Here is a 21,149-nt window from a genome sequence, read left to right on the forward strand (position 1 = left end):
CCCGCTTCCAGGGACGAGAGACCTCAGCCGAGCTGGATGTAAACGTCGTCGAGCTGGCCGTGGTACATGTCGCTGGAGGCGCCGAAGTTCGGGCCGCCGATGCGCAGCGGCATGGCGTTGTCGACCGACAGGGTGGCCGGGATCGTGGCGCGGGTGCCGGGGACGCCGTCGACCGAGATCGACAGGTTGGTGCCGTTGCGCTCACAGACGATCTTGTGCCAGTTGCCGTCGGCGATCGGGCGGGCCGAGGTCGCGGCGAAGGACTCGGTGCTGCCCTTGCCGGTCATCGCGCACTGGGCGCGGCCGATCTTGCCGGTCAGCTGCAGCTTCCAGACGCTGTCCGCGCCGGCCAGGCCCTTCTGCATGATGTTGGCCTTGCCGCGCAGCTGGGCCGCGGTCACCCGGACGCTGGCCGCCCACCGGAAGGTGCGGGTTCCGGGGTTCAGGTCGACGTCGTTCGGGGCTTCCAGCAGGGCGCGCCCGCAGGTGCCGGTGGTCGGGCACACGGCCGGGAAGGCGGCGTAGCGGCCGGCGCCCTCCGTGTTGATCGCGACGGTGCCGTTGTCGGCGCCGCGGACGGTGAGGCTGGAGCCTCGGCCGGACAGGTCGGAGATCTTGCCGGCGGTCGCGCCGCCGTCGAAGTTGTAGCGTGCCACCAGGGTCGGCGGCGGGTCCACCACGGGCGCGGCGGCCGCGGGGGCGGCCATGGCCGGGACCGTCAGGAGAACCAGGGTGGAGAGCTTGAACATCTTCATGCCCCAGAAGATGCCCGATAATGCCGGTTTGGGGGGTAATAAACCCGACTATGTAGATCGTACGGGGTCAGAGAAGTCCCGCGGACTCCGCGATCAGGCAGACCCCGACCAGGCGCAGCAGCGGCCAGCCGGCGGTGGCCCAGCCCGCGACCGTGGTCGGCGCGAAGCCCGGCTCGGGCAGCGGGCGGCCGGTCCGGACCGCGGCGGCGGCGATGCTGCGCGCGTACGCCGCCAGCCCCTCCGCGTCGATCGCCCGGCCGGCGCCGAGCAGCGCCTCCCGGACGGCGGCGGCGTGCTGGTCGACGCGGGCCAGCAGACCCGGCTCGGCGAACGCGGCGGCCAGGCCGTCGACCCCCACGCGGGCCATCATCTCGTCGAGGTAGGAGTCGGCGGTAACGGCGGCGAAGGCGATGCTCTCGTTCGTCATGCAGGAGAATCTGCCAGGTGCCGCCCGGTCCCGACAGGGGCGTGACCGAACGGCACCAGAGCCGCACCAAGCTGCAACCGGGCTACAGCGGCAGCGCGTCCATCGCCTTGAATATCCGCTTGTCAGAGACCGGGTAGGCGGTGCCCAGGGTCTGCGCGAAGAAGTTGATCCGCAGCTCCTCGATCATCCAGCGGATCTCCCGCAGCCCGTCCGCGGCCGGGCTGTCCGGAGGCGCCTCCGCTGTCAGCTCGCGGTACTCCGCCTCGATCTCCTGAATCTGGGTGATCAGCTGGCGGTCCCGCCCGGCCGAGCCGCCCAGCCGGTCCAGCCGGTAGCTGATCCCGCGCAGGTAACGCGGCATGTGGTGCAGCTGCTTCCACCCGGTCTCGGTCACGAAACCCGGGTAGATCAGGCCCTTGAGCTGCTGCCGGATGTCGGTGAGCGCGGGCAGCAGCATCGGGTCCTTGAACTGGCGCACCCGCTGGTCCACGTCGTACGCCGTGGCCAGCACCGCCTGCACCTGGGTGACCACGTTGGCCACCGCGTCGACCAGGTCCTCGCGGACCGTGTCGCGCAGCGAGGCGAACTCCACCGACGACCAGACCGGCCCGCCCGCGTCGGCGACCAGCTTGTCCACCGCCGCGCCCGCGCAGTCGTCGAGCAGCTCGGCGACCGACCGGTACGGGTTGGCCCGGGACAGCTCCAGCTTCGCCCGGTTGTCCAGCCGCCCCTGCAGGAACCGGGCGGCCGGCGGCAGCGTGAGCAGCAGCAGCCGCCGGGTCCCGGCCCGCATCGCGATCCGCTGCTCGGCCTCGGTCTCGAACACCTTCACGCCGACGCTGGCGCCCTCGTCGACCAGGGCCGGCCAGACGTTGACCTGGTAGCCGCCGCGGACCTGGGCGACCCGGTGCGGGATCGCCCCGAAGTCGTTCGTGGTGATCCCGGTGCGCTCCAGGTCGCCGGCCGCCCGGGAGATGGTGGCCTGCACCTTGGGCTGCAACTCGCGGCGCAGCACCTCCAGGTCACGCCCCTCGGCGACCACCTCGCCGGCCTCGTTGACGATCCGGAAGTTCATCCGCAGGTGGTCCGGCACCTGGTCGGGCCGCCAGGCGTCGCGCGGCACGATGGTGCCGGTGAGCCGGCGCAGCTCGTTGCCGATCGCGTCGGGCAGCGGGCCGCGGCGGGCCGGGACCCGGTCGAGGACCGCCTCGGCCCAGTCCGGGACCGGGACGAAGCTGGTGCGCATCGCCTTGGGCAGGGCGCGGATCAGGGCGATCACCACGTCCTTGCGGAAGCCGGGCACCGACCAGCCGAAGTCCTCCGCGTCCACCTTGTTGATCAGGTCGAGCGGGAGCTGGACGGTGACGCCGTCGGCGTGCTTGCCGGGCTCGAATTCGTACCGCAGCGGAAGCTTCACCCCGGCCGCCAGCCAGGCGTCGGGGAAGGCGTTCGGATCGACGGAGTCCCGGCCGGCGTTGACCAGCTCATCCCGGGTAAACGTCAATAAATCCGGATTCGTCCGGCGCTCGTGCTTCCACCAGCCGTCGAAATGCCGCGACGAGACGACCTCCGCCGGAATCTTCGCGTCATAGAGCGAGAAGACCGTCTCGTCGTCAACCGCGATGTCCCGCCGTCGTGCCCGGTTCTCCAGATCGGTGATCTGGCGCAACAGCCGCCGGTTCGCCTCGAAGAACTTGTGGTGCGTCTCCCAGTCCCCCTCCACCAGGGCGTGCCTGATGAACAGCTCCCGGGACACCTCCGGATCGACCTTGCTGTAGCCCACCCGGCGCCGCGGCACGATCGGCAACCCGTAGAGGGTGACTTTCTCGAAGGCCATCACGGCGCCCAGCTTGCGATCCCAGTGCGGCTCGCTGTAGGAGCGTTTCACCAGGTGCGGAGCGAGTTTCTCGGCCCACTCGGGCTCGATCCGGGCGTTCACCCGGGCCCACAGCCGGCTCGTCTCGACCAGCTCGGCGGACATCACCCAGCGCGGCTGCCGCTTGAACAGCGCCGAGCCCGGGAAGATCGCGAACTTGGCGCCGCGCGCCCCCAGATATTCGCGCTTGTCGGTGTCCTTGAGCCCGATGTGGCTGAGCAGACCGGCCAGGAGGGCGGTGTGCACCGGTTGCGGCGCGACGCCGGCTTCCCAGTCCTCCTTCAAAGTCAGCTTGAGGGTACGGACGACCTGCTTCAGCTGCGTGTAGATGTCCTGCCACTCCCGCACCCGCAGGTAGTTCAGGAACTCCGAGCGGCACAGCCGACGGAACTGGTTGCCGGACAGCTCGTGCTGTTTCTCCCGCAGGTAGCGCCACAGGTTGAGGTAGGTGAAGAAGTCCGATTCCTTGTCGACGAACCGGGCGTGTTTCTCGTCGGCCTGCTGCTGCTTGTCGGCCGGCCGCTCGCGCGGGTCCTGGATCGACAGCGCGGCGGCGATCACCATCACCTCGGCGAGGCAGTCCTGCTTGTCCGCCTCGATCACCATCCGGGCCAGCCGCGGGTCGACCGGCAGCTGGGCGAGCTGGCGGCCGAGCGGGGTGAGCTTGCCCTGGTCCAGCGCGCCGAGCTCCTCGAGGAGCTTGATGCCGTCGGTGATGTTGCGCCGGTCCGGCGGGTCGATGAACGGGAACTTGGGCAGGTCGCCGAGCCCCAGGTTGGTCATCTGCAGGATGACCGAGGCGAGGTTGGTCCGCAGGATCTCCGGCTCGGTGAACTCCGGCCGGCCGTCGAAGTCCTCCTCCGAGTAGAGCCGGATGCAGATGCCGTCCGAGGTGCGGCCGCAGCGGCCCTTGCGCTGGTTCGCGCTGGCCTGGGAGACCGGCTCGATGGGCAGCCGCTGCACCTTGAGCCGATGCGAGTACCGGCTGATCCGGGCGGTGCCCGGGTCGATCACGTAGCGGATGCCGGGCACGGTCAGCGAGGTCTCGGCGACGTTGGTGGCCAGCACGATCCGCCGGCCGGCGTGCCGCTCGAAGACCTTGTGCTGCTCGGCGGCGCTCAGCCGGCCGTAGAGCGGGACCACCTCGGTGTTCCGCAGATCCTTCTTGACCAGCGCGTCGGCGGTGTCCCGGATCTCCCGCTCGCCGGACATGAAGACCAGGATGTCGCCGTCGGCCGGCAGCTCGTCGACCGCCGCCGCGATGCCCTCGATCTGGTCGATCGGCTCCTCGCGGACCGTGTCGTCGTCCTCCTCGTCGTCGAGGAGCGTGGTGGTCACCAGCGGGCGGTAGCGGACCTCGACCGGATAGGTCCGGCCGGACACCTCGATCACCGGGGCCGGCTTGCCGGCGGCGTCCGCGAAGTGCTCGGCGAACCGCTGCGTCTCGATCGTCGCGGAGGTGATCACCAGCTTCAGGTCGGGGCGTTTCGGCAGCAGGTCGCGCAGGTAGCCGAGGATGAAGTCGATGTTGAGGCTGCGCTCGTGCGCCTCGTCGATGATCAGCGTGTCGTACCGCCGGAGCATCCGGTCGGTCTGGATCTCGGCCAGCAGGATGCCGTCGGTCATCACCTTGACCAGGGTGTCCTCGCCGACGTGGTCGGTGAACCGGACCTTGTACCCGACCGTCGAGCCGAGCGGCCGGTCCAGCTCCTCGGCGATCCGCTCGGCGACGGTGCGGGCCGCGATCCGCCGCGGCTGGGTGTGCCCGATCTGCCCGCGCACGCCGCGGCCCAGCTCCAGGCAGATCTTCGGGATCTGGGTGGTCTTGCCGGAACCGGTCTCGCCGGCCACCACGACGACCTGGTGGTCGCGGATCGCCGCGGCGATGTCGTCCTTGCGGGCGCTGACCGGCAGCGCCTCCGGATAGGTGATCGGCGGGACCGCGGCGAGCCGGGTCTCCAGACGCAGGCGCGCCCGGTCGACCTCCTCGGCGATCTCGTCGAGGGCGGTGGACCGGGCGGCGTCGTCACGGATGCGCCGGGTGCCGTCGAGGCGGCGCCGCAGCCGGTGCTCGTCGCGGGGCAGGAGCTCGGAGATCCGGCTGCGTAGTTCAGATACAGACATGGCGGGCCAAGAATAGGCGCAAGCGCTCGAGAACGCCTGGTGATTAACGCCGCCCTGTCACTCCCCCTCCTCGTCCTCGTCCTCCACCGTGCCGTCCGGGTGCTCGGCCAGCCACTGGTCGATGGTGTCGTTCCGCACCGCGGCGAACATCTCGGCGGCGGCCTTCGTGTCGAGCTGGACCGCGCTGCCGGCCGGGGTCCTCAGGTCGGCCCGGGTGTACGGCACGGTGGCGAACGTGATCGCCGACGGCCGGATGTCGCGCACCGCGAAGACCAGGTCCCGCAGGTCGAGCTTCTGGTCCACGGTCAGCGAGTCGGCCGCGATGCCGAGCAGCTCGTCCATCTGCAGCGGCTTGAACAGCAGCTTGTCCTTGGCCACCTTGGCGATCACCGCCTTGACCACCAGCTGCTGGTTGCGGATCCGGCCGAAGTCGCCGCCGGGCACGTTGTAGCGCTGGCGCATGAACTCCTCGGCGACCGCGCCGTCCATGTCGTGGCAGCCCTGCTTCCACTCCCGGTCGGAGAAGGTGCTCTTCACGTCGTACGGGACGCAGACGTTCACCCCGTTCACCGCGTCGACCAGGTCGTGGATGCTGGTGAAGTTGGCGATCATGGCGCCGTCCAGCGGCACCCCGGTCAGCTGGCGCACGGTGGACGCGGTCAGCGCCGCCCCGCCGAACGCGAACGCCGCGTTGATCTTGTTCTTGCCGCCCTTCCAGCTGCCGCCGGCCGGCACCTCGACGTAGCTGTCCCGCGGGATCGAGATGATCGTGGCGCGGTTCCGCTCCTTGGCGATGTGCACCAGCATGATGGTGTCCGAGCGCTCGCCGATCGGGCTGGTCCCGCCCGGCTCGGCGGCCCGCGAGTCGGAGCCGAGCAGCAGCAGGTTGAGCGCCCCGGACTCCCAGTTCTCCCGGCTCTGCGCGGCCTCCTCGGCGGGCGCCGAGGGCAGCAACGACGCCCGGTCCACCTTGTCCTCGTAGCGGTTGACCAGCACGTAACCACCGGCGGTCACCCCGCCGATCAGGAACACCAGCAGCACCGAGAGCACGATCAGGGCCTTCTGCCAGCCCGCTCGCCGCCGGAACCACCCGCGTCGCTGCGGCGGCGCGGTGTCGGTCGCCGGCTCGGCCCCGGCATCCTGAAGATCTGCATTCACGCGCCTCACTGTGCGGACGGCACGCCCACCGGTCAAGGTGGAGAGATCGTCCGTTCAGCCTCTTTTCCCTGCCGGCCACTCCGATCAGCCGCTGATCGGCACCCCGGGGAGCAACGGGATCACCGCGGCCACCGGAACAGCGGCGGTGGCGGGGCCGGGCCGGGGTTGGCCCGCCGTGGGGGACGGCGGACCCGCATGAGACGCGCGGCGGTCGGGTGGTGAAGCGGGCCTCGCGTGCCGACTGCCACGGGAGTCGGCGTCGTACCGGAAAAGAGCAACCGCGACCGTGCGGGCGGCATCGCGGCAGCGGGGATGGTCCTGGAACGCCGGGCGGGATCCCGTGTCCCCGGACGGCCCTGGCTCGATATCCCGGATGACGGGATCGGACAATCGAATCGAGGCCGAGGGTGATCGTTGTCGCTGAGGACCACGAGGACATCCGCTACGTGCTGAAACGCTCGCTGGAGCGGGCCGGCCACCGGGTCGTGGTGGCCGAGGACGGGGCGGCCGCGCTGGCCGCGGTCCGCGAGCACCGGCCGGACCTGGTGGTGACCGACGTCGACATGCCGCGGATGACCGGGCTGGACCTGTGCCGGGCGATCCGCGCGGACGACGACCTGCGGCACATCCCGGTGGTGGTGGCCAGCGGGTCGCTGATGCCCGGGGACGCGCAGGCCAGCGATGCCGGGGCGTCCGCGACGCTGCTCAAGCCGTTCGTCCCGGCGCAGCTGCTGGCCCTGGTCGCGGCCCTGCTCCCGCAGACCACCCCGGACAACGCCTGACTCTCCTTTTCGGTACGGCCGGAGCGCCCGGTCAGTCCTGGTGCTGGTGGTCCGGCACCGGCGCGCGCAACCGGGCGGCCGCCGGGTCGTGCGCCGACGGGTCGGCCGCGGGCAGCGCCGACAGCCCGGGCAACCGGCTGTCCAGCATCGCCGCCCGCTCGGCCAGCGCCCGGTCCAGGGCGGCGCGCACCTGGGCGTCGTCCTCCTCGGCGGGCTCCTTCGGGATGTGCCTCATCGCTACCTCCTCGATACCGGCCAGCGGCAGGGTGAAGAAGAACCGCGTCCCCCCGCCGGCGTTGTCCTCGACCCCGATCACGCCGCCGTGCCGCTCCACGATCCGCCGGCAGATCGCCAGCCCGAGCCCGGTGCCGGCGTACCCGGTGGCCCCCTCGGCCCGGTGGAACGACTCGAAGACGCGGGGCTTCTCCTGCTCCGGGATGCCGATCCCGGCGTCGGTGACGACGATCCGGGTCCAGCCCGCGCCGGCCGGCTCGGCGGTCACCTCGGCGCGTGGCACGGCGCCCGGCCGGATGTACTTGAAGGCGTTGCCGACCAGGTTGTCCAGCACGTGCCGGAGCAGCGCCGGGTCGGCCCGGACCGCGGGCAGCTCGCCCACCGACCACTCCGGCGCCGGCCCGCCGGCCGACCGCAGGCTCCCGGCCCGCTCCTGCAGCACCTCCCGGACCAGCGGCGCCAGCTCCATGTCGGTGATCCGCAGCGGCGCGTCCCGCGCGGTGCTGTACGCCAGCAGCGTCTCGATCAGCGCGTCCATCCGGTCCACGGCCAGCATGATCCGCTGGAGGGAGCCGCGCACCGCGTCCTCGTCGCCGAGGTCGTCGACGGCCAGCTCGCAGTGCCCGCGGGCGATCGCGAGCGGCGCCTTCAGGTCGTGCGCCACCACACCCGCGAAGATCGCCAGGTCGGTCTCGTGCCGCCGCAGGTCGGTGATGTCCCGGAAGACCGCGACCGCGCCGCGCTGCCCGGCGCTCGGGTCCAGCGGCCGGGCGTCGATCCCGAGCAGCACCCCGTCCGGCCGGCCGGCGTTGCGGATGATCACCTCGGAGCCGTCGATCGGCTCCCCGCGCAGCGCCCGGATCAGCGGCATCTCGTCCAGCGGCAGCGGGGTGACCCCGTCCGGCCGGAACGCGCCGTAGTGCTCCTGCCAGTCCGCCGGGTTGTCGCTGGGCTCGGTGACGCCCATCAGCTGCTGGGCCGCCGGGTTCTCCAGCAGCACCCGGCCACGGTCGTCGACGACGCTGACCCCGTCCCCGATGGTCGTCATGATCGCGCCGAGCAGCCCGGCCTGCTTGCGGCTCTCCGCCTCGGCGGTGCGCAGGTCCGCGATCGCCTCCTCGACCCGGTCCCGGGCCCGGCTCCGGCCGGTGGCCAGCACGTGGACCAGCCAGGCGAGCAGCGCGGTGAGGCCCAGGCCGCAGGCCAGCACGGTGGCCGGCAGGTGGCCGCCGGCGCCGGGCAGCCGGGTCGAGTCGGCCCGCAGGCCGAGCACCCAGGTGTGGTCGCCGACCGGGACCGGCCGTTCCCGGTGCAGGTCCGGCTCGCCGCCCACCGCCAGCTCGGCGACCGGGACCCGGCTGCCGTCGCTGTTCACCGCGACCAGGCTGCCGTTGAGCTGGCCCTGGCTGACCGTGCTGAGCACGCCCTGCAGGAAGTCGCCGCCGCGCAGGCCGAGCACCACCCAGCCACGGAAGACCGGATCGTTGGCCCGGGTCCAGACCGGCGCGGCGAAGACGAACGACTGCTGCCGCTGCCCGGCCGGCAGGCCCCGGTCGCGCAGCAGCACGTAGGTGTCCGAGACGGTGCCGTGCATGGTCTGCCGGGCGGTGTCCAGGGCGGCGGCCGGCTGGGCCACCGCGCCCAGGTCGGCACCCTGGACCCGGGAGCCGGCCTCGTCCCCGGCCAGCGCCCGGGTGAAGATCGGGAAGTAGTGCTCGTCCCGGCCGGTGGCCGGGTGCAGGGTCAGCCCGCTCGCGCCGTGCGCCCGCCAGTACGCCTGGGCGGCCGGGACCTCGGCGGTGCGCACCGGCACGACGTAGGCGACCGCGGCCACCCCGAGCAGCCCGGCGGCGTCCAGCGGCGCGCTGGCCTGGTCGAAGTCCTCCCAGGTCAGGTTCTCGTCGGTGGCCAGGCCGGCGGCGACGGTCTCGAGCAGGGTGCGGTAGCGGTCGGTCTCGGCGCGGACCGCGGCGACCGCCATCTGGGCGCGCTGGTCCATCACCCGGCGGGTGTTCTCCCGCTGGGCGGCGCGCAGCCCGGCCACCGTCAGCAGCGTGACCAGGAGTCCGGCGAGCACGACCGCGGCGGCCAGCGCCGGGCCGGTATAGCGGCTCCGTCCCTCCACCATTCCGAGCGTAAGCCGCAAAACGCCCCCGTCGGCCGGAGTTCGGCCAACGGGGGCGCTGTCGGAGCGAATTACTTCCAGGTGTCGTACTGGTAGAGCCGGTAGGCCGCCATGATCCCGGTGACCTTGGTGTAGTAGTTCGGGTCGGTGGCGTAACCGGCCTTCCACACCTGCCAGATGAAGTTGTTGGCGTCCCTGGTGTAGGCGAACGCCGGCGTGTACCGCTGGTTGACCTTCAGGAAGTACCCGTGGTCCCGGAACGAGTGCGCCATCGTGGCGTAGGTCCGGAAGGCGTCCGAGGTGGCGAAGCACTTGCCGGCCTTGTCGCACTCGGTGGTCTGGTAGACGTGGCAGCCGCTGGCGATGGTGCCGAACTTGCCGCTCTGGCACTTGATCCCGAAGTAGTTCCTGTCCACCGCGGCCAGCCCGCTCTTGCCCCAGCCGGACTCCAGGATCGCCTGGGCGATGGTCACCGACGGCGGCACGCCGTACTGCCGCCAGCCCTGCTGGGCGCCGGACACCGCGGCCGCGATGAACTGGGCCTGGGTCATCGACGGGGTGGCCGGCGTGGCCGGTGACGACGGCGCGCAGGCGGCCAGCGTGGCGGCGACCACGTAGGCGTGCGACAGGTACCGCCCGTCGGTGGTCCGGTCCCACTGGGTGGTGGTGCGCACGGTGCCCCGGACGTTCGACCCGGGCACCGCGCAGACCAGCTGCACGGTGGCGCCGTTGGCCACCTTGCGTACCGAGGCGCCCTGGGTGGACGGCGCGGTCCGGACGTTCACCGCCCCGTCCGCGGTCCGCACCTTGGCGGTCACGTACGCCGTCTTCCCGCTCTGCGCCGGCTTCGCCTTCACCTTGTCGGCGGCCGGCGTCCCCCCGCACGCCGGCACCTTCGCGGTCGCCTTGACGTACGAGTGCGACACGTAGTACCCGCTGGTCAGCCGGTCCCACACGGCGGTGGTCCGGAGCTTGCCGCGCACGCTCTGCCCGGTCACCTGGCAGGCCACGGCGATCCGCTGCCCGTCGTGCAGGGTCCCCTTGATCGCGGCCGCCAGCGACGGCTGGGCGCGGACCTTGAGCTGGCTGTTCACGTCGACGACGGCGGTCACGCCGGCCGCGCTGGCGGCGGTCGGCGCCATCCCCAGCCCGGCCCCGGCGGCAAGCACCAGCGCGGCGCCGGTGAGCAGTCGTCGGGAGCTGTGCCTCATGAAAACGTCCCCTTCGTTCCGGTCGGCTCCGTACGAAGGTCCGTTGCGCCCGTTGCGCCCGGAGTGCGCATCCGGGTGCGGCCGGGTTGCTTGGAAATCAGTGAGACGGGGAAAGGCGTGACCACACTTCGGCGTCGACTTACCAGGAGAGGCGATGACGGCGGTCGCACAACCGGCACGCAGCGAGACCACCCCGGCCCCCAGTCGATGGCACGCCATATCGCCGCTGCTGGTCGCGGTGCTGGCGGCGGCCGGCGCCGTCCTGGTCTACGCGGTCTTCATCCGCACCGGGCTCGGCCAGACCGTGGACACCGCGTCGATGCGCGGCGGCGACGTGCGGCACGAGCAGGTCACCCAGGTGCTCAGCCGGACCCTGCAGGCCACCCAGCTGGCCGCGCTGGCGATCGTCTGCCTGGTCGCGGTCGGGGTCGGCATCCTGCGCCGGCGGCTCGACCTGTCGATCGGCGCGGCGCTGCTGGTGCTCGCCGCGAACGTCGCGGTCCAGCAGCTCAAGGCCCACCTGGACCGGCCCGACCTGGACGGCACCGGGATGCCGAACTCGTTCCCCAGCGGGCACACCGCGGCCGCCGCGTCGGTCGCCTTCGTGCTGATCCTGGTCTTCCCGCGGGCGCTGCGCGGCGCGATGGGCCTGCTCGGCGCGGCCTACGTCACGGTGGTCGCGGTGGCCACCGTGTGGGCCGAGTGGCACCGGCCCAGCGACACGGTCGCCGCCCTGCTGATCGTGCTGACCTGCGGCGCGCTGATCGCCTGGGTGATCCGGCTGCGCCGGGCCGGCGGCGAGCGCCCGTCGATCACCCCGGCCCGGGTGGCCACCCTGCCGCTCGGCCTGGTCGGCGCGATCTCCACCGCCGCGTGCCTGTTCGGCCTGGCCACCGTGGCCGTGTCCGAGCGGGTGCTGCCGGACCTGGTGTCCGGCCGGTTCGCGTTCCTCACCGGGGTCGCGGGCATCCTGTCCGCCGTCGCCGGGACGTTCTATTTCTGGGTCCGGCTCACCGCCGGTGATCCGCTGGCACCCGCTCAGGGAGGCACCAAATGACCACGCCCGACGACCACCACGCCAACCTCACCCCCGCCCCGGCGACGTCCCCGGTCACCGGCACTCCCCCAGCCGTCCCCACCGACCCCGCCCCGCCCGCGCCCACCGGTCCCGCGGCACCCGCTGCGAGCGACTCGGCGGCGGGCGGATCGGTGCCCGCCGACGATCCCGCTGCTGCCGCGCCGCAGGCCACCGGGCACATCCCACCCGGTCCGGCCGGCGTCCCGCAGCTGCCCGCGCAGAACCTCGGGCAGACCGCGGCCACCGGCCCGGCCGTGGTGGTCGGCAGCTATCCGGAATACGCCCAGGCGCAGAAGGCCGTCGACTACCTGTCCGACAACAAGTTCCCGGTCGAGCGCACCTCGATCGTCGGCACCGACCTGCGCCTCGTCGAGACCGTGCTGGGCCGCCTCACCACGGCCCGCGCGGCAGCCGCCGGAGCCGCCAGCGGCGCCTGGTTCGGTCTCTTCATCGGCGTGCTGTTCGGCCTGTTCAGCGACTCGAACTGGTTCTCGGTCATCCTCACCACGGTGATCATCGGCGCGATCTGGGGCGCGATCTTCGGCGCCATCGCCCACGCGGCCACCGGCGGCCGCCGCGACTTCACGTCCCGCAGCTCACTGCAGGCCGCCCAGTATGCCGTTCTCGCCGACGCCGAGGTCGCCGACGAAGCCCGCACCCTCCTGGTCCGCCTCAACTGGCAGGCGAGCGGCGCCCAATGACCCTCCGGAGATCCGCTCGCCCTCCGGCGATCAACTTCACGATCAAGAGCTTGCTGACTCGGGTCCGCGCTGATCACCGATCGTCGCTCCCGCCAGGGACCCTTCCGGTCTGAGCTGGCCGCTGGCGCGTCCAGAACGCTCAGCCCGCAAGGGCGACGTCCGCGGGTGGTCGCGACGCCACAAGAAAAGACCGAGCGGCACGGGACGGGTCCCGTGCCGCTCGGTCCTTGATCTCGATCGGGGTCCAGCGGATCGCGACCACCCGGCGGTGACGGCGATCAGTTGTCAGCGCGGACCCACGACATCTGCTCGACGAATTCGGCCTTGATCTCCTGTCGGCTACAGGTCGTTGGCGAGCTGGGTGCGAAGCTTGCCGAGGGCCTTGGTGAGCAGGCGGGAGACGTGCATCTGGCTGATCCCGATCTGGTCGGCGATCTGCGACTGGGTCAGGTTGCCGTAGAAGCGCAGCGTCAGGATCCGCTGCTCGCGCTCGTCCAGGGTGGCGAGCGCCGGCCCGAGGGCGACCCGGGTCTCGGCCAGCTCGTATTCATGATCCTCGCCGCCCAGGGTGTCGCCGAGCTCGGTGGTGCCGTCGGCGCTGATCGGGGTGGAGAGCGAGGTGGCGTTGTAGGCGCGGGCGCCCTCCAGGCCCTCCAGCACGTCCTCCTCGCTGATGCCGAGGTGGGCGGCGATGTCCGGGACCGTGGGCGAGCGGCCGAGGGAGTGGGTGAGCGTGCTGTTCGCCTCGGTGATCGCCAGGCGCAGCTCCTGCAGGCGGCGCGGGACGCGGACCGACCAGGTGCGGTCGCGGAAGTGCCGCTTGATCTCGCCGATGATGGTGGGGATCGCGTAGCCGGCGAAGTCGACGCCGCGCTCCGGATCGAACTTGTCGACCGCCTTGATCAGACCGACCGTCGCGGTCTGCACCAGGTCGTCGGTGGGCTCGCCACGCCCGGAATAGCGGTGGGCGAGGTGCCGGGCCAGCGGCAGCCAGGCCTCGATCGCCCGGTCCCGCAACCGGGAACGATCCCGCCCGGCCGGCGCGCCGGCCATCGCGTCCAGCAGCTCGGTGGCGGTCGCCTCGGGTGCGGCGTGTGCCCGGTCGCTGTGAACCTCTGTTGCCTGAACCTCGATCGTTGCCATGGGTGGTCCTCCATCAGACGGGCAGAGAGCCGTGCCCGCTCGCGGCGACCGTTCTGAGAAGCAACGCTAGCCGAGAAGACTAGCGGTGCCTAGCTGAAAGTATGAGTGACGTTACGTGAATGCGGGAACTACCCAACGGGTTCATCCTATGGAGTCCGGCGCGGTCCCGCAGGGGCGCGCGGGATTTGCTGTCGGACCCTCGTGATAGACAGCACGGCAGAGTGAGCAGCAGGAAGAAGACGGGAAGGCATCGGATGACCATCCTCGGCATCGACATCGGCGGCTCGGGCGTCAAGGGAGCGCCGGTCGACACCGCGCGCGGCGAGCTGCTCGACGAGCGGTTCCGCGTGCCCACCCCGCAGCCCGCCGACGTGGACAGCGTGGTGGACGCGGTCGCCGAGGTGGCGGCCAAGTTCGACGGGTTCGACAGCGTCGGCGTCACCTTCCCGGGCGTGGTCGTCGACGGCGTCACCCGCACCGCGGCGAATGTGCACAAGTCCTGGATCGACGCCCCGGCCGCCCGGCTGTTCAGCGAGCGGCTCGGCAAGCCGGTCACCGTGCTCAACGACGCGGACGCGGCCGGCGCGGCCGAGGTGGCCTTCGGCGCCGGGCACGACCAGTCCGGCCTGATCATGATGGTGACCCTGGGCACCGGCATCGGCACCGCGCTGTTCCTCGACGGCGTCCTCCTGCCGAACACGGAGCTGGGCCACCTGGAGATCGACGGCAAGGACGCCGAGCTGATCGCCTCCGACCGGGTCCGCGAGGCGAAGGACCTGAGCTGGGAGGAGTTCGCCAGCCGGGTCAGCAAGTACCTGCGGCACGTCGAGATGCTGCTCTCCCCGCGGCTGTTCATCATCGGCGGCGGCGTCAGCAAGAAATCCGACAAGTACTTCCCGCTGCTCGAGGTGAACACCCCGGTCGTCGCCGCCACCCTGCTGAACAACGCCGGCATCATCGGCGCCGCGGTCTCCGCGCAGCAGGCCACCACCGGGCACGGCCAGCACCCGGGCTCGATCCCGGTGGACGCCACCGCGCCCGGTTCGCCGGTCGCCGCCGCGGCGCACACCGTGAACTCCGGGGAGGCCCGCTGATGGCCCGCACCATCGCCACCACCACCAAGGTCAGCCGTGCCGAGCTGGTCGAGTTCCTCCGGCCGCGGCACCACGCGATCCTGATGACGGTGCGCAAGGACGGCCGCCCCCAGTCCTCACCGAACACGTGCGGCGTCGACACCGAGGGCCGGATCGTCATCTCCAGCTACCCGGAGCGGGCCAAGGTGGCCAACATCCGGCGCAACCCGCAGGTCACCCTCTGCGTGCTCTCCGACGAGTGGAACGGCCCGTGGGTCCAGGTCGACGGTACCGCCGAGGTGATCGACCTGCCCGACGCCGTCGAGCCCCTGGCGGAGTATTTCCGCTGCATCTCCGGCGAGCACCCGAACTGGGACGAGTACCGGCAGGCCATGCGCGACCAGGGCAAGTGCCTGATCCGGGTGACCATCGAGTCGTGGGGGCCGCTGGCCACCGGCGGCTTCCCGCCCCGCCTCGCCGACAGCTGACCCGACCCGCCGCGGTCTGAGCTTCCGACTCCCAGCCCGTAAGCCGAGCGGTCTTGCCGCCGTGCCCGCAAGCCGAGCGGTCTTCCGGCCGTGCCCGCAAGCCGAGCGGTCTTCCGGCCGTGCCCGCAAGCCGAGCGGTCTTGCGGCTCGGCCCATAAGCCGAGCGGTCTTGCGGCTCGGCCCATAAGCCGCGTCTTGCGGCTCGGCCCCTCAGGAACGGAAAGGCCGCACGGCCGGCACCCCCAGGAGGACAAATGGGGTGCCGGCCGTGCGGTTTCCGCCCTCTCCGCGAGGGGTCAGGCGTGCTGTCCGGCGGGCGCGAGGAACGCCCCAGCACGCCGAGCGGAGAGGGTTGGGTGAGAAGTCTTCGTTCCGCCGGCGCAAGGCGCGCAGCAGCCCAGGCCACGTCGCGCGTCACGGCCCGGCGGGCTGGGCCTCAAAGGTGCCTCAAGAGTGGTGAGACACCCCTGAGCGCCAGCCGGACCGGCGCAAGGCGCGCAGCGGTCCGGGCCACGTCGCGCGTCGCGGGTTGGCGGGCTGGGCCCCAAGGGTGCCTCAAGGGCGGTGAAACACCCTTGAGAGCCAGCCGGACCGGCGCGAGGCGCGCAGCGGTCCGGGCCACGACGCGCGTCGCGGGTTGGCGGGCTGGGCCCCAAAGGTGCCTCAACGGTGGTGAGACACCCCTGAGCGCCAGCCGGACCGGCGCAAGGCGCGCAGCGGTCCGGGCCACGACGCGCGTCGCGGGTTGACGGCTGGGTGCTACGCGTGGGCTGACGGTGAGATGCTCCTATGGATGTCAAGCGGCGAGTTCAAGATCGTTCATTCTGATGAGTTGGTAGAGCTCGCGGGCGACATATCGCTTAAGGCATCGAATGATTTCTTTCTTCGACATGCCTTCCTTGGTGCGTCGTTGCATGTAGTCGCGGGTGCGGGGATCCCAGCGCAGGCGGCAGAGCACGACGCGGTAGAGGGCGGCGTTGGCCTGTCGGTCGCCGCCACGGTTGAGCCGGTGCCGGGTCGTCTTGCCGGACGAGGCCGGGATCGGCGCAACGCCGCAGAGCATGGCGAACGCCGCCTCGGAGGCGAGCCGGTCGTGGTTCTCCCCGGCACTGACCAGCAACTGCCCGGCGATCTCGGCGCCGACACCGTTAGCGGCCAGCAAGCCAGGGTTGATCGCGGCGACGACCGGCTCGAGCAGCTCGTCGAGGTCGGTGATCTCGGCGGACAGCTGCTGATGGCGGCGGGCCAGACTGCGCAGGGCGAGCTTGACGGCGGTGAGCGGGGTCGCGGCGTCAGCCCGCTCGGGGCGCAGGTTCGCGCAGGTGACGACCAGCTGTTTGACGCTCAGGCCGCGTAGCCGGGCACGCAGCTCGTCGGGAGCGGTGACGATCAGGGTCTTCATCTGGCGCTGGGTGTCGGCGCGCTGTTCGACCGCGCTGCGCCGGGCCACGCGCAGGTTACGTAACGCTTCGACGCGCCCGTCGCGCTGTTTGGGGGTGCCGGTGCGTTCACCAGCCAGCGCGGCCCGGGCGGCTTGGATCGCGTCGATCGGGTCGGATTTTCCCTGGAAGCGGCGGGTCTTACGGTCTGGCCGGTCGACCTCGATCACGTCGGCGTGCTCGTCGCGGAGCAGGCGAGCCAGGCCCGCGCCGTAGGCGCCGGTGCCCTCGACCCCGACCCGGCTCAGCCGGCCGTGCCCGCGTATCCAGGCCAGCAGATCGGCGTAGCCGGCCGCGGTGGCGGGGAACTCATGCGTGCCGAGAACCCGGCCGACCTGGTCGATCACGGCGGCGGTGTGGGTGTCCTGGTGAGTGTCGACGCCACCGAAGACCTCGATCACAGTGTCATCAGGTGTAATGGAAGGCATCGTCGTCCTGTCGTTCGTGACTGGGTGCAGGGCGGCACGCACCAGCCGGGCAACGCGGACAAGACAGAGATGGGGCCTCTAGCCAGGCTCCTATGAAGTCACAACGCCACGCCTGATGAGTGCATGAGCACCTCCCGGCCAGGGTCGACAAATCCCGTTAAGGACCCGAAGTCAGTCAGGCGGAGGGTCAGACCCCGGCGGGAGGTGCTCACCAACATCATCTCTGTCAGGCGGCGAGGGGCTCGCGGGACTGCTCGGCGTCGAGCAAGTAGAGCAGGGTGTCGCGGTGCATGGCGGCGATCGGCTCGAGCAGGTCCGGGTGGCGGAGCAGGGTGGCGGCCTCGCGGTCGCGGGCGTCCGGCTGCAGCAGGCGGCGGAACTCGCTGGGCAGACCACTGGTGCGGCGGGTGTGCGGGCGCGGGCGGGGCTCCGGGATCGGCACGGCGGCGATCACCGCGTCGACGCCGCGGCGGGCCAGCATCGGGTCGGCGAGCAGGCAGGCGGCCCAGCTGACGACGACCTCGTCGACCCAGGTGCGCCAGCCTTCGCCCTCGGCGAACTCGTCCTCCGGCTCGCTGCCGGCCTTCCAGTCCAGGACCGCGGAGCCGCCCGGGCCGGCGATGGCGACCAGCGCTGCGTCGATCTCGGTCGGGTAGCGCAGCCAGGCGGCGACCGTGACGGCCTGCCGGGCCTGCAGCTCGGAGAGGGTGTGCGCGACCGTGTTCGACTCACCGCCGGGGTAGGCCCGGGCCAGCCAGTGGGTGCTGGCGGCGATCACCGGGGACAGTGCGGTCGACGGTCCGGCCACGACGTGCTCCTTACCTCAGGCGCTGCCGGGTTCGGCGGCGTCACGGGTATTGCTCGGTCGCGGCACCCCCGGTCTTGAGTAAGGTTCCTCGATGGCAACGCACGGCAACCGACGCACTCCCGAGCGCTCCGGGAAGGGGCGCCCGGGGCGAGGCAGCGGCGGGACCGCTCGCGACGAGGAAGCCGCCGGCAAGGGGCGAGACGCCACCGAGCGGCGAGCGGCGCCGACAAAAGACGGCGAGCGGCGTGCGGCGCCGACAAAAGACCGCGAGCGGCGAGCGGCGCCGACAAAAGACCGCGAGCAGCGAGCGGCGCCGACAAAAGACCGCGAGCAGCGAGCGGCGCCGACTAAAGACCGCGAGCAGCGAGCGGCGCCGGCAAAAGACCGCGAGCAGCGAGCGGCGCCGGTAAGAGGCGGCGAGCGGCGAGCGGTCGTGGCCGGGCGGGTGGAGCTGGTGCCGGACCCGGGGCGGGCGGACGGGTGGACGCTGCTGGCGGACGGGGTGCCGCAGTCGTATGTCGACCTGGCCGACCCGGAGCATCTGGAGTTCGGCTACGTCCGGCAGATCGCCCGGGTGCTGCGTTCGCACGCGCGCGGCGGCGTACCGGAAAGCGTCCTGCATCTCGGTGGGGGCGGGCTGACCGTGCCGCGCCTGGTGGCCCGGTGGTGGCCGGGCGCCGCGCAGGTCGTGGTGGAGCTGGACGCGGACCTGGTGGCGATGGTGCTGCGGGAGATCCCGCCGGAGCGGCCGGTGGAGATCGTGGTCGGCGACGCGCGGGAGGCGGTGGAGCGGGCCGCGACCGGCGGGTACGACGTGGTCGTGGCCGACGTGTTCGCCGGCGCGGCGACGCCGGCGCATCTGGGGACGGTGGAGTTCGCCCGCGAGGTGCGCCGCGTGCTGCGCCCGGACGGGTTACTGATCATGAACGTGACGGACGTCCCACCGATGGCGTTCACCCGGATCCGGGTGGCCACCGTGGCGGCCGCGTTCGCCGAGGTCGGTCTGCTCGGTGACCAGGCGGTGGTCCGCGGGCGGCGGGCCGGCAACGTGATCGTGCTGGCCGGCCGGGTTCCGCCGCTGCGGATGAGCCGGGATGAGCGCCTGTTGCGAGAAGGTGAACTTGTCGTGTTTTCCGGCGGCGCGCGGCCGTGGATGGATGCGAAACGGTAGGGGGACTCCGGTAGGTTTGGCGGCATCGGCGATCGGCCGTTTCGCGGAACCCTCCTGTTGTTTCAAAGTCTCCACTCCGGGGAGTCATAGGACGGCCGCGGTGGTTTTTCCGGTCGCCGGGTCCTGCTGAGCCCCTCTGACTACGGTGGAGATCATGACCGGTCGCTTCCCCATCGAAGACGTGACGCCGGCCGTTGCCGGTGGCCGCTACCCCGCGAAGGCGGTGGTCGGTGAACTGGTGCCGGTTTCCGCGGTGTCCTATCGCGAAGGACACCACGCGCTCGGAGTGAATGTGGTATGGCGTGGCCCGGACGGGCAGACCAAGCCGTTCACCCGGATGACCCCCGGCACGCCGGGGCTGGACCAGTGGCACGCGACGATCCGGCCGGACGAGGTCGGCCGGTGGACGTTCACGGTGGAGGCGTTCGACGATCCGTACCGGACGTGGCGGGACGCCGTGGTGAAGAAGATCGGCGCCGGGCAGGGCGCCGAGGATCTCGCCAACGACCTCGCCGAGGGCTCCGACATCCTGGACCTGGCCACCAAGGTCGTGCCGGCCGAGCACGAGGAGAAGGTGCGCGCCGCGGCCGCCGCGCTGCGTGACCACCAGCGGTCGCTGTTCGCCCGGGTCACCCCGGCGCTCGACCTGGAGGAGCTGCTCTGGCACAACCCGGTGCGGCACCTGGTCACCACGACCCGGTCGTTCGCCATCTGGGTGGACCGCAAGCGGGCGCTGTACTCGGCGTGGTACGAGTTCTTCCCGCGGTCCGAGGGCGCCGAGATCGGGCCGGAGGCGACGCCGATCAAGCACGGCACGTTCCGCACGGCCGCGGAGCGACTGCCGGCCATCGCGGAGATGGGCTTCAACGTCGTCTACCTGCCGCCGATCCACCCGATCGGCAAGATCAACCGCAAGGGGCGGAACAACACGCTGGTCGCCCGCCCGGAGGACGTCGGCTCGCCGTGGGCGATCGGCTCCGACGAGGGCGGGCACGACGCGATCCACCCGCAGCTCGGCACGATGGAGGACTTCATCGCGTTCCGGGAGCGGACCGAGGAGCTCGGCATGGAGGTGGCGCTCGACCTCGCGCTGCAAGCCGCGCCGGACCACCCGTGGGTCAAGGAGCACCCGGAGTTCTTCACCACCAAGCCGGACGGCACCATCGCGTACGCCGAGAACCCGCCCAAGAAGTACCAGGACATCTACCCGATCAACTGGGACAACGACTACCGCACGCTGCGCGACGAGGTCTACCGCGTGGTGATGCACTGGGTGAACGCCGGGGTGCGGATCTTCCGGGTCGACAACCCGCACACCAAGGCGGTCAACTTCTGGCAGTGGCTGATCCCCAAGGTCAAGGAGACCCACCCGGACGTGCTGTTCCTGGCCGAGGCGTTCACCCGCCCGGCGATGATGAACGGGCTCGGCAAGATCGGCTTCACCCAGTCGTACACGTACTTCACCTGGCGCACCAGCGCGCCGGAGATGCGCGAGTACATGGAGCAGCTGCTCACCTCGATCGACTGGATGCGGCCGAACTTCTGGCCCAACACCCCGGACATCCTGCACGAGTCGCTGCAGCACGGCGGCCCGCCGATGTTCAAGATCCGCGCGGTGCTGGCGTCGATGCTCACCCCGTCCTGGGGCATGTACTCCGGGTACGAGCTGTTCGAGCACGTGGCCCGGCCCGGCTCGGAGGAGTACATCGACAACGAGAAGTTCGAGCTGAAGCCGCGCGACTACGCCGCCGCCGAGCGGGCCGGCCGGTCGCTGGCGCCGTACCTGACCAAGCTGAACCGGATCCGGGAGCAGAACCCCGCCCTGCACTGGCTCCGCAACCTGCGCTTCCACGACATCGACAACGGCGCGCTGCTGTGCTTCTCCAAGCGCGACGCCGACACCGGCAACACGGTGCTGGTGATCGTCTCGTTCGACGCTGCCAACGTGCAGTGGGGCAACACCACTCTGGACATGCCCGCCCTGGGGCTGGACTGGCACGACACGTTCAAGGTCGTCGACCAGATCAGCGGCGCGGCGTACGAGTGGGGGCAGTACAACGCGGTCCGGATCGATCCGTACGTCGAACCGGCGCACATCTTCGTGGTGCAGGCGGGGTAGGGGGACACC

16 protein-coding genes are annotated in these 21,149 nt (G+C 71.5%); 7 read left to right on the forward strand and 9 right to left on the reverse strand.

The annotated features are described in order from the left end of the window. Nucleotides 1-23: 23 nt before the first annotated feature. The 4 genes from BJY16_RS48805 to BJY16_RS39890 form a co-directional block, all read right to left on the reverse strand. A complete protein-coding gene (locus BJY16_RS48805) occupies nucleotides 24-755 on the reverse strand; it encodes a LamG-like jellyroll fold domain-containing protein (protein ID WP_185044704.1) in 732 nt (243 codons plus the stop codon). A 67-nt stretch (nucleotides 756-822) separates the two neighbouring features. Then, the gene (locus tag BJY16_RS39880; RefSeq protein ID WP_185044705.1) at nucleotides 823-1,182 is read right to left on the reverse strand and encodes a DUF6401 family natural product biosynthesis protein; all 360 of its coding nucleotides are present in this window, start codon (nucleotides 1,180-1,182) and stop codon (nucleotides 823-825) included. A gap of 82 nt (nucleotides 1,183-1,264) precedes the next feature. Continuing rightward, entirely contained in the window at nucleotides 1,265-5,182 is a 3,918-nt protein-coding gene (gene hrpA / locus BJY16_RS39885; protein WP_185044706.1) for an ATP-dependent RNA helicase HrpA, read from the reverse strand. 57 nt (nucleotides 5,183-5,239) lie between these two features. After that, nucleotides 5,240-6,340: an LCP family protein gene (locus BJY16_RS39890; protein ID WP_185044707.1), complete on the reverse strand. Its 1,101-nt coding sequence runs from the start codon at nucleotides 6,338-6,340 to the stop codon at nucleotides 5,240-5,242. 407 nt (nucleotides 6,341-6,747) lie between these two features. On the opposite strand from BJY16_RS39890, the gene BJY16_RS39895 reads away from it, so the two are divergent. Further along, a complete protein-coding gene (locus tag BJY16_RS39895) occupies nucleotides 6,748-7,122 on the forward strand; it encodes a response regulator (protein ID WP_185044708.1) in 375 nt (124 codons plus the stop codon). Nucleotides 7,123-7,153: 31 nt separating this feature from the next. Here the strand turns inward: BJY16_RS39895 and BJY16_RS39900 are convergent, their stop codons facing one another. Together BJY16_RS39900 and gsmA are read right to left on the reverse strand one after the other, a co-directional pair. Next, on the reverse strand, nucleotides 7,154-9,484 hold the full coding sequence (locus tag BJY16_RS39900; RefSeq protein WP_185044709.1) for an ATP-binding protein: 2,331 nt from the start codon (nucleotides 9,482-9,484) through the stop codon (nucleotides 7,154-7,156). Nucleotides 9,485-9,552: 68 nt separating this feature from the next. Continuing rightward, nucleotides 9,553-10,692, reverse strand: coding sequence for a sporangiospore maturation cell wall hydrolase GsmA (gene gsmA / locus BJY16_RS39905; protein ID WP_185044710.1), 1,140 nt, complete (start codon nucleotides 10,690-10,692; stop codon nucleotides 9,553-9,555). A 154-nt stretch (nucleotides 10,693-10,846) separates the two neighbouring features. On the opposite strand from gsmA, the gene BJY16_RS39910 reads away from it, so the two are divergent. Both BJY16_RS39910 and BJY16_RS39915 read left to right on the forward strand, forming a co-directional pair. Then, a complete protein-coding gene (locus tag BJY16_RS39910; RefSeq protein WP_185044711.1) occupies nucleotides 10,847-11,749 on the forward strand; it encodes a phosphatase PAP2 family protein in 903 nt (300 codons plus the stop codon). Nucleotides 11,750-11,901: 152 nt separating this feature from the next. Then, nucleotides 11,902-12,471 carry a YflT domain-containing protein gene (locus tag BJY16_RS39915; protein ID WP_185046895.1) on the forward strand — a complete coding sequence of 190 codons (570 nt, stop codon included), beginning with the start codon at nucleotides 11,902-11,904 and terminating at the stop codon, nucleotides 12,469-12,471. 339 nt (nucleotides 12,472-12,810) lie between these two features. Here the strand turns inward: BJY16_RS39915 and BJY16_RS39920 are convergent, their stop codons facing one another. Beyond that, nucleotides 12,811-13,614, reverse strand: coding sequence for an RNA polymerase sigma factor SigF (locus BJY16_RS39920; RefSeq protein ID WP_185044712.1), 804 nt, complete (start codon nucleotides 13,612-13,614; stop codon nucleotides 12,811-12,813). A gap of 254 nt (nucleotides 13,615-13,868) precedes the next feature. On the opposite strand from BJY16_RS39920, the gene ppgK reads away from it, so the two are divergent. Then, complete coding sequence (gene ppgK, locus BJY16_RS39925; RefSeq protein WP_185044713.1) at nucleotides 13,869-14,708, forward strand: polyphosphate--glucose phosphotransferase; 840 nt, start codon at nucleotides 13,869-13,871, stop codon at nucleotides 14,706-14,708. Beyond that, nucleotides 14,708-15,175 carry a PPOX class F420-dependent oxidoreductase gene (locus BJY16_RS39930; RefSeq protein ID WP_185044714.1) on the forward strand — a complete coding sequence of 156 codons (468 nt, stop codon included), beginning with the start codon at nucleotides 14,708-14,710 and terminating at the stop codon, nucleotides 15,173-15,175. Before ppgK ends, BJY16_RS39930 begins: the two co-directional genes overlap by 1 nt. A gap of 796 nt (nucleotides 15,176-15,971) precedes the next feature. Here BJY16_RS39930 and BJY16_RS39935 read toward each other — a convergent pair. Both BJY16_RS39935 and BJY16_RS39940 read right to left on the reverse strand, forming a co-directional pair. After that, entirely contained in the window at nucleotides 15,972-17,042 is a 1,071-nt protein-coding gene (locus BJY16_RS39935) for an IS110 family RNA-guided transposase (protein ID WP_185046419.1), read from the reverse strand. Nucleotides 17,043-17,268: 226 nt separating this feature from the next. Continuing rightward, nucleotides 17,269-17,850 (reverse strand): hypothetical protein, encoded by a 582-nt coding sequence (locus BJY16_RS39940; RefSeq protein ID WP_185044715.1) that lies wholly within the window; start codon nucleotides 17,848-17,850, stop codon nucleotides 17,269-17,271. 433 nt (nucleotides 17,851-18,283) lie between these two features. Here BJY16_RS39940 and BJY16_RS48020 point away from each other — a divergent pair, with 433 nt between their 5' ends. Beyond that, nucleotides 18,284-19,021 (forward strand): spermidine synthase, encoded by a 738-nt coding sequence (locus BJY16_RS48020; protein WP_185044716.1) that lies wholly within the window; start codon nucleotides 18,284-18,286, stop codon nucleotides 19,019-19,021. A gap of 154 nt (nucleotides 19,022-19,175) precedes the next feature. Beyond that, entirely contained in the window at nucleotides 19,176-21,140 is a 1,965-nt protein-coding gene (locus BJY16_RS39950) for an alpha-1,4-glucan--maltose-1-phosphate maltosyltransferase (RefSeq protein ID WP_185044717.1), read from the forward strand. Nucleotides 21,141-21,149 lie beyond the last annotated feature (9 nt).

The organism is Actinoplanes octamycinicus (assembly GCF_014205225.1).
Taxonomy (GTDB): domain Bacteria; phylum Actinomycetota; class Actinomycetes; order Mycobacteriales; family Micromonosporaceae; genus Actinoplanes; species Actinoplanes octamycinicus.

Coding starts and splice junctions, on each gene's coding strand:
- gsmA (WP_185044710.1), bottom strand. CDS start 10,692: ATGAGGCACAGCTCCCGACGACTGCTCACCGGCGCCGCGCTGGTGCTT.
- BJY16_RS39900 (WP_185044709.1), bottom strand. CDS start 9,484: ATGGTGGAGGGACGGAGCCGCTATACCGGCCCGGCGCTGGCCGCCGCG.
- BJY16_RS48805 (WP_185044704.1), bottom strand. CDS start 755: ATGAAGATGTTCAAGCTCTCCACCCTGGTTCTCCTGACGGTCCCGGCC.
- BJY16_RS39880 (WP_185044705.1), bottom strand. CDS start 1,182: ATGACGAACGAGAGCATCGCCTTCGCCGCCGTTACCGCCGACTCCTAC.
- BJY16_RS39920 (WP_185044712.1), bottom strand. CDS start 13,614: ATGGCAACGATCGAGGTTCAGGCAACAGAGGTTCACAGCGACCGGGCA.
- BJY16_RS39910 (WP_185044711.1), top strand. CDS start 10,847: ATGACGGCGGTCGCACAACCGGCACGCAGCGAGACCACCCCGGCCCCC.
- BJY16_RS39950 (WP_185044717.1), top strand. CDS start 19,176: ATGACCGGTCGCTTCCCCATCGAAGACGTGACGCCGGCCGTTGCCGGT.
- hrpA (WP_185044706.1), bottom strand. CDS start 5,182: ATGTCTGTATCTGAACTACGCAGCCGGATCTCCGAGCTCCTGCCCCGC.
- BJY16_RS39935 (WP_185046419.1), bottom strand. CDS start 17,042: ATGCCTTCCATTACACCTGATGACACTGTGATCGAGGTCTTCGGTGGC.
- BJY16_RS39930 (WP_185044714.1), top strand. CDS start 14,708: ATGGCCCGCACCATCGCCACCACCACCAAGGTCAGCCGTGCCGAGCTG.
- ppgK (WP_185044713.1), top strand. CDS start 13,869: ATGACCATCCTCGGCATCGACATCGGCGGCTCGGGCGTCAAGGGAGCG.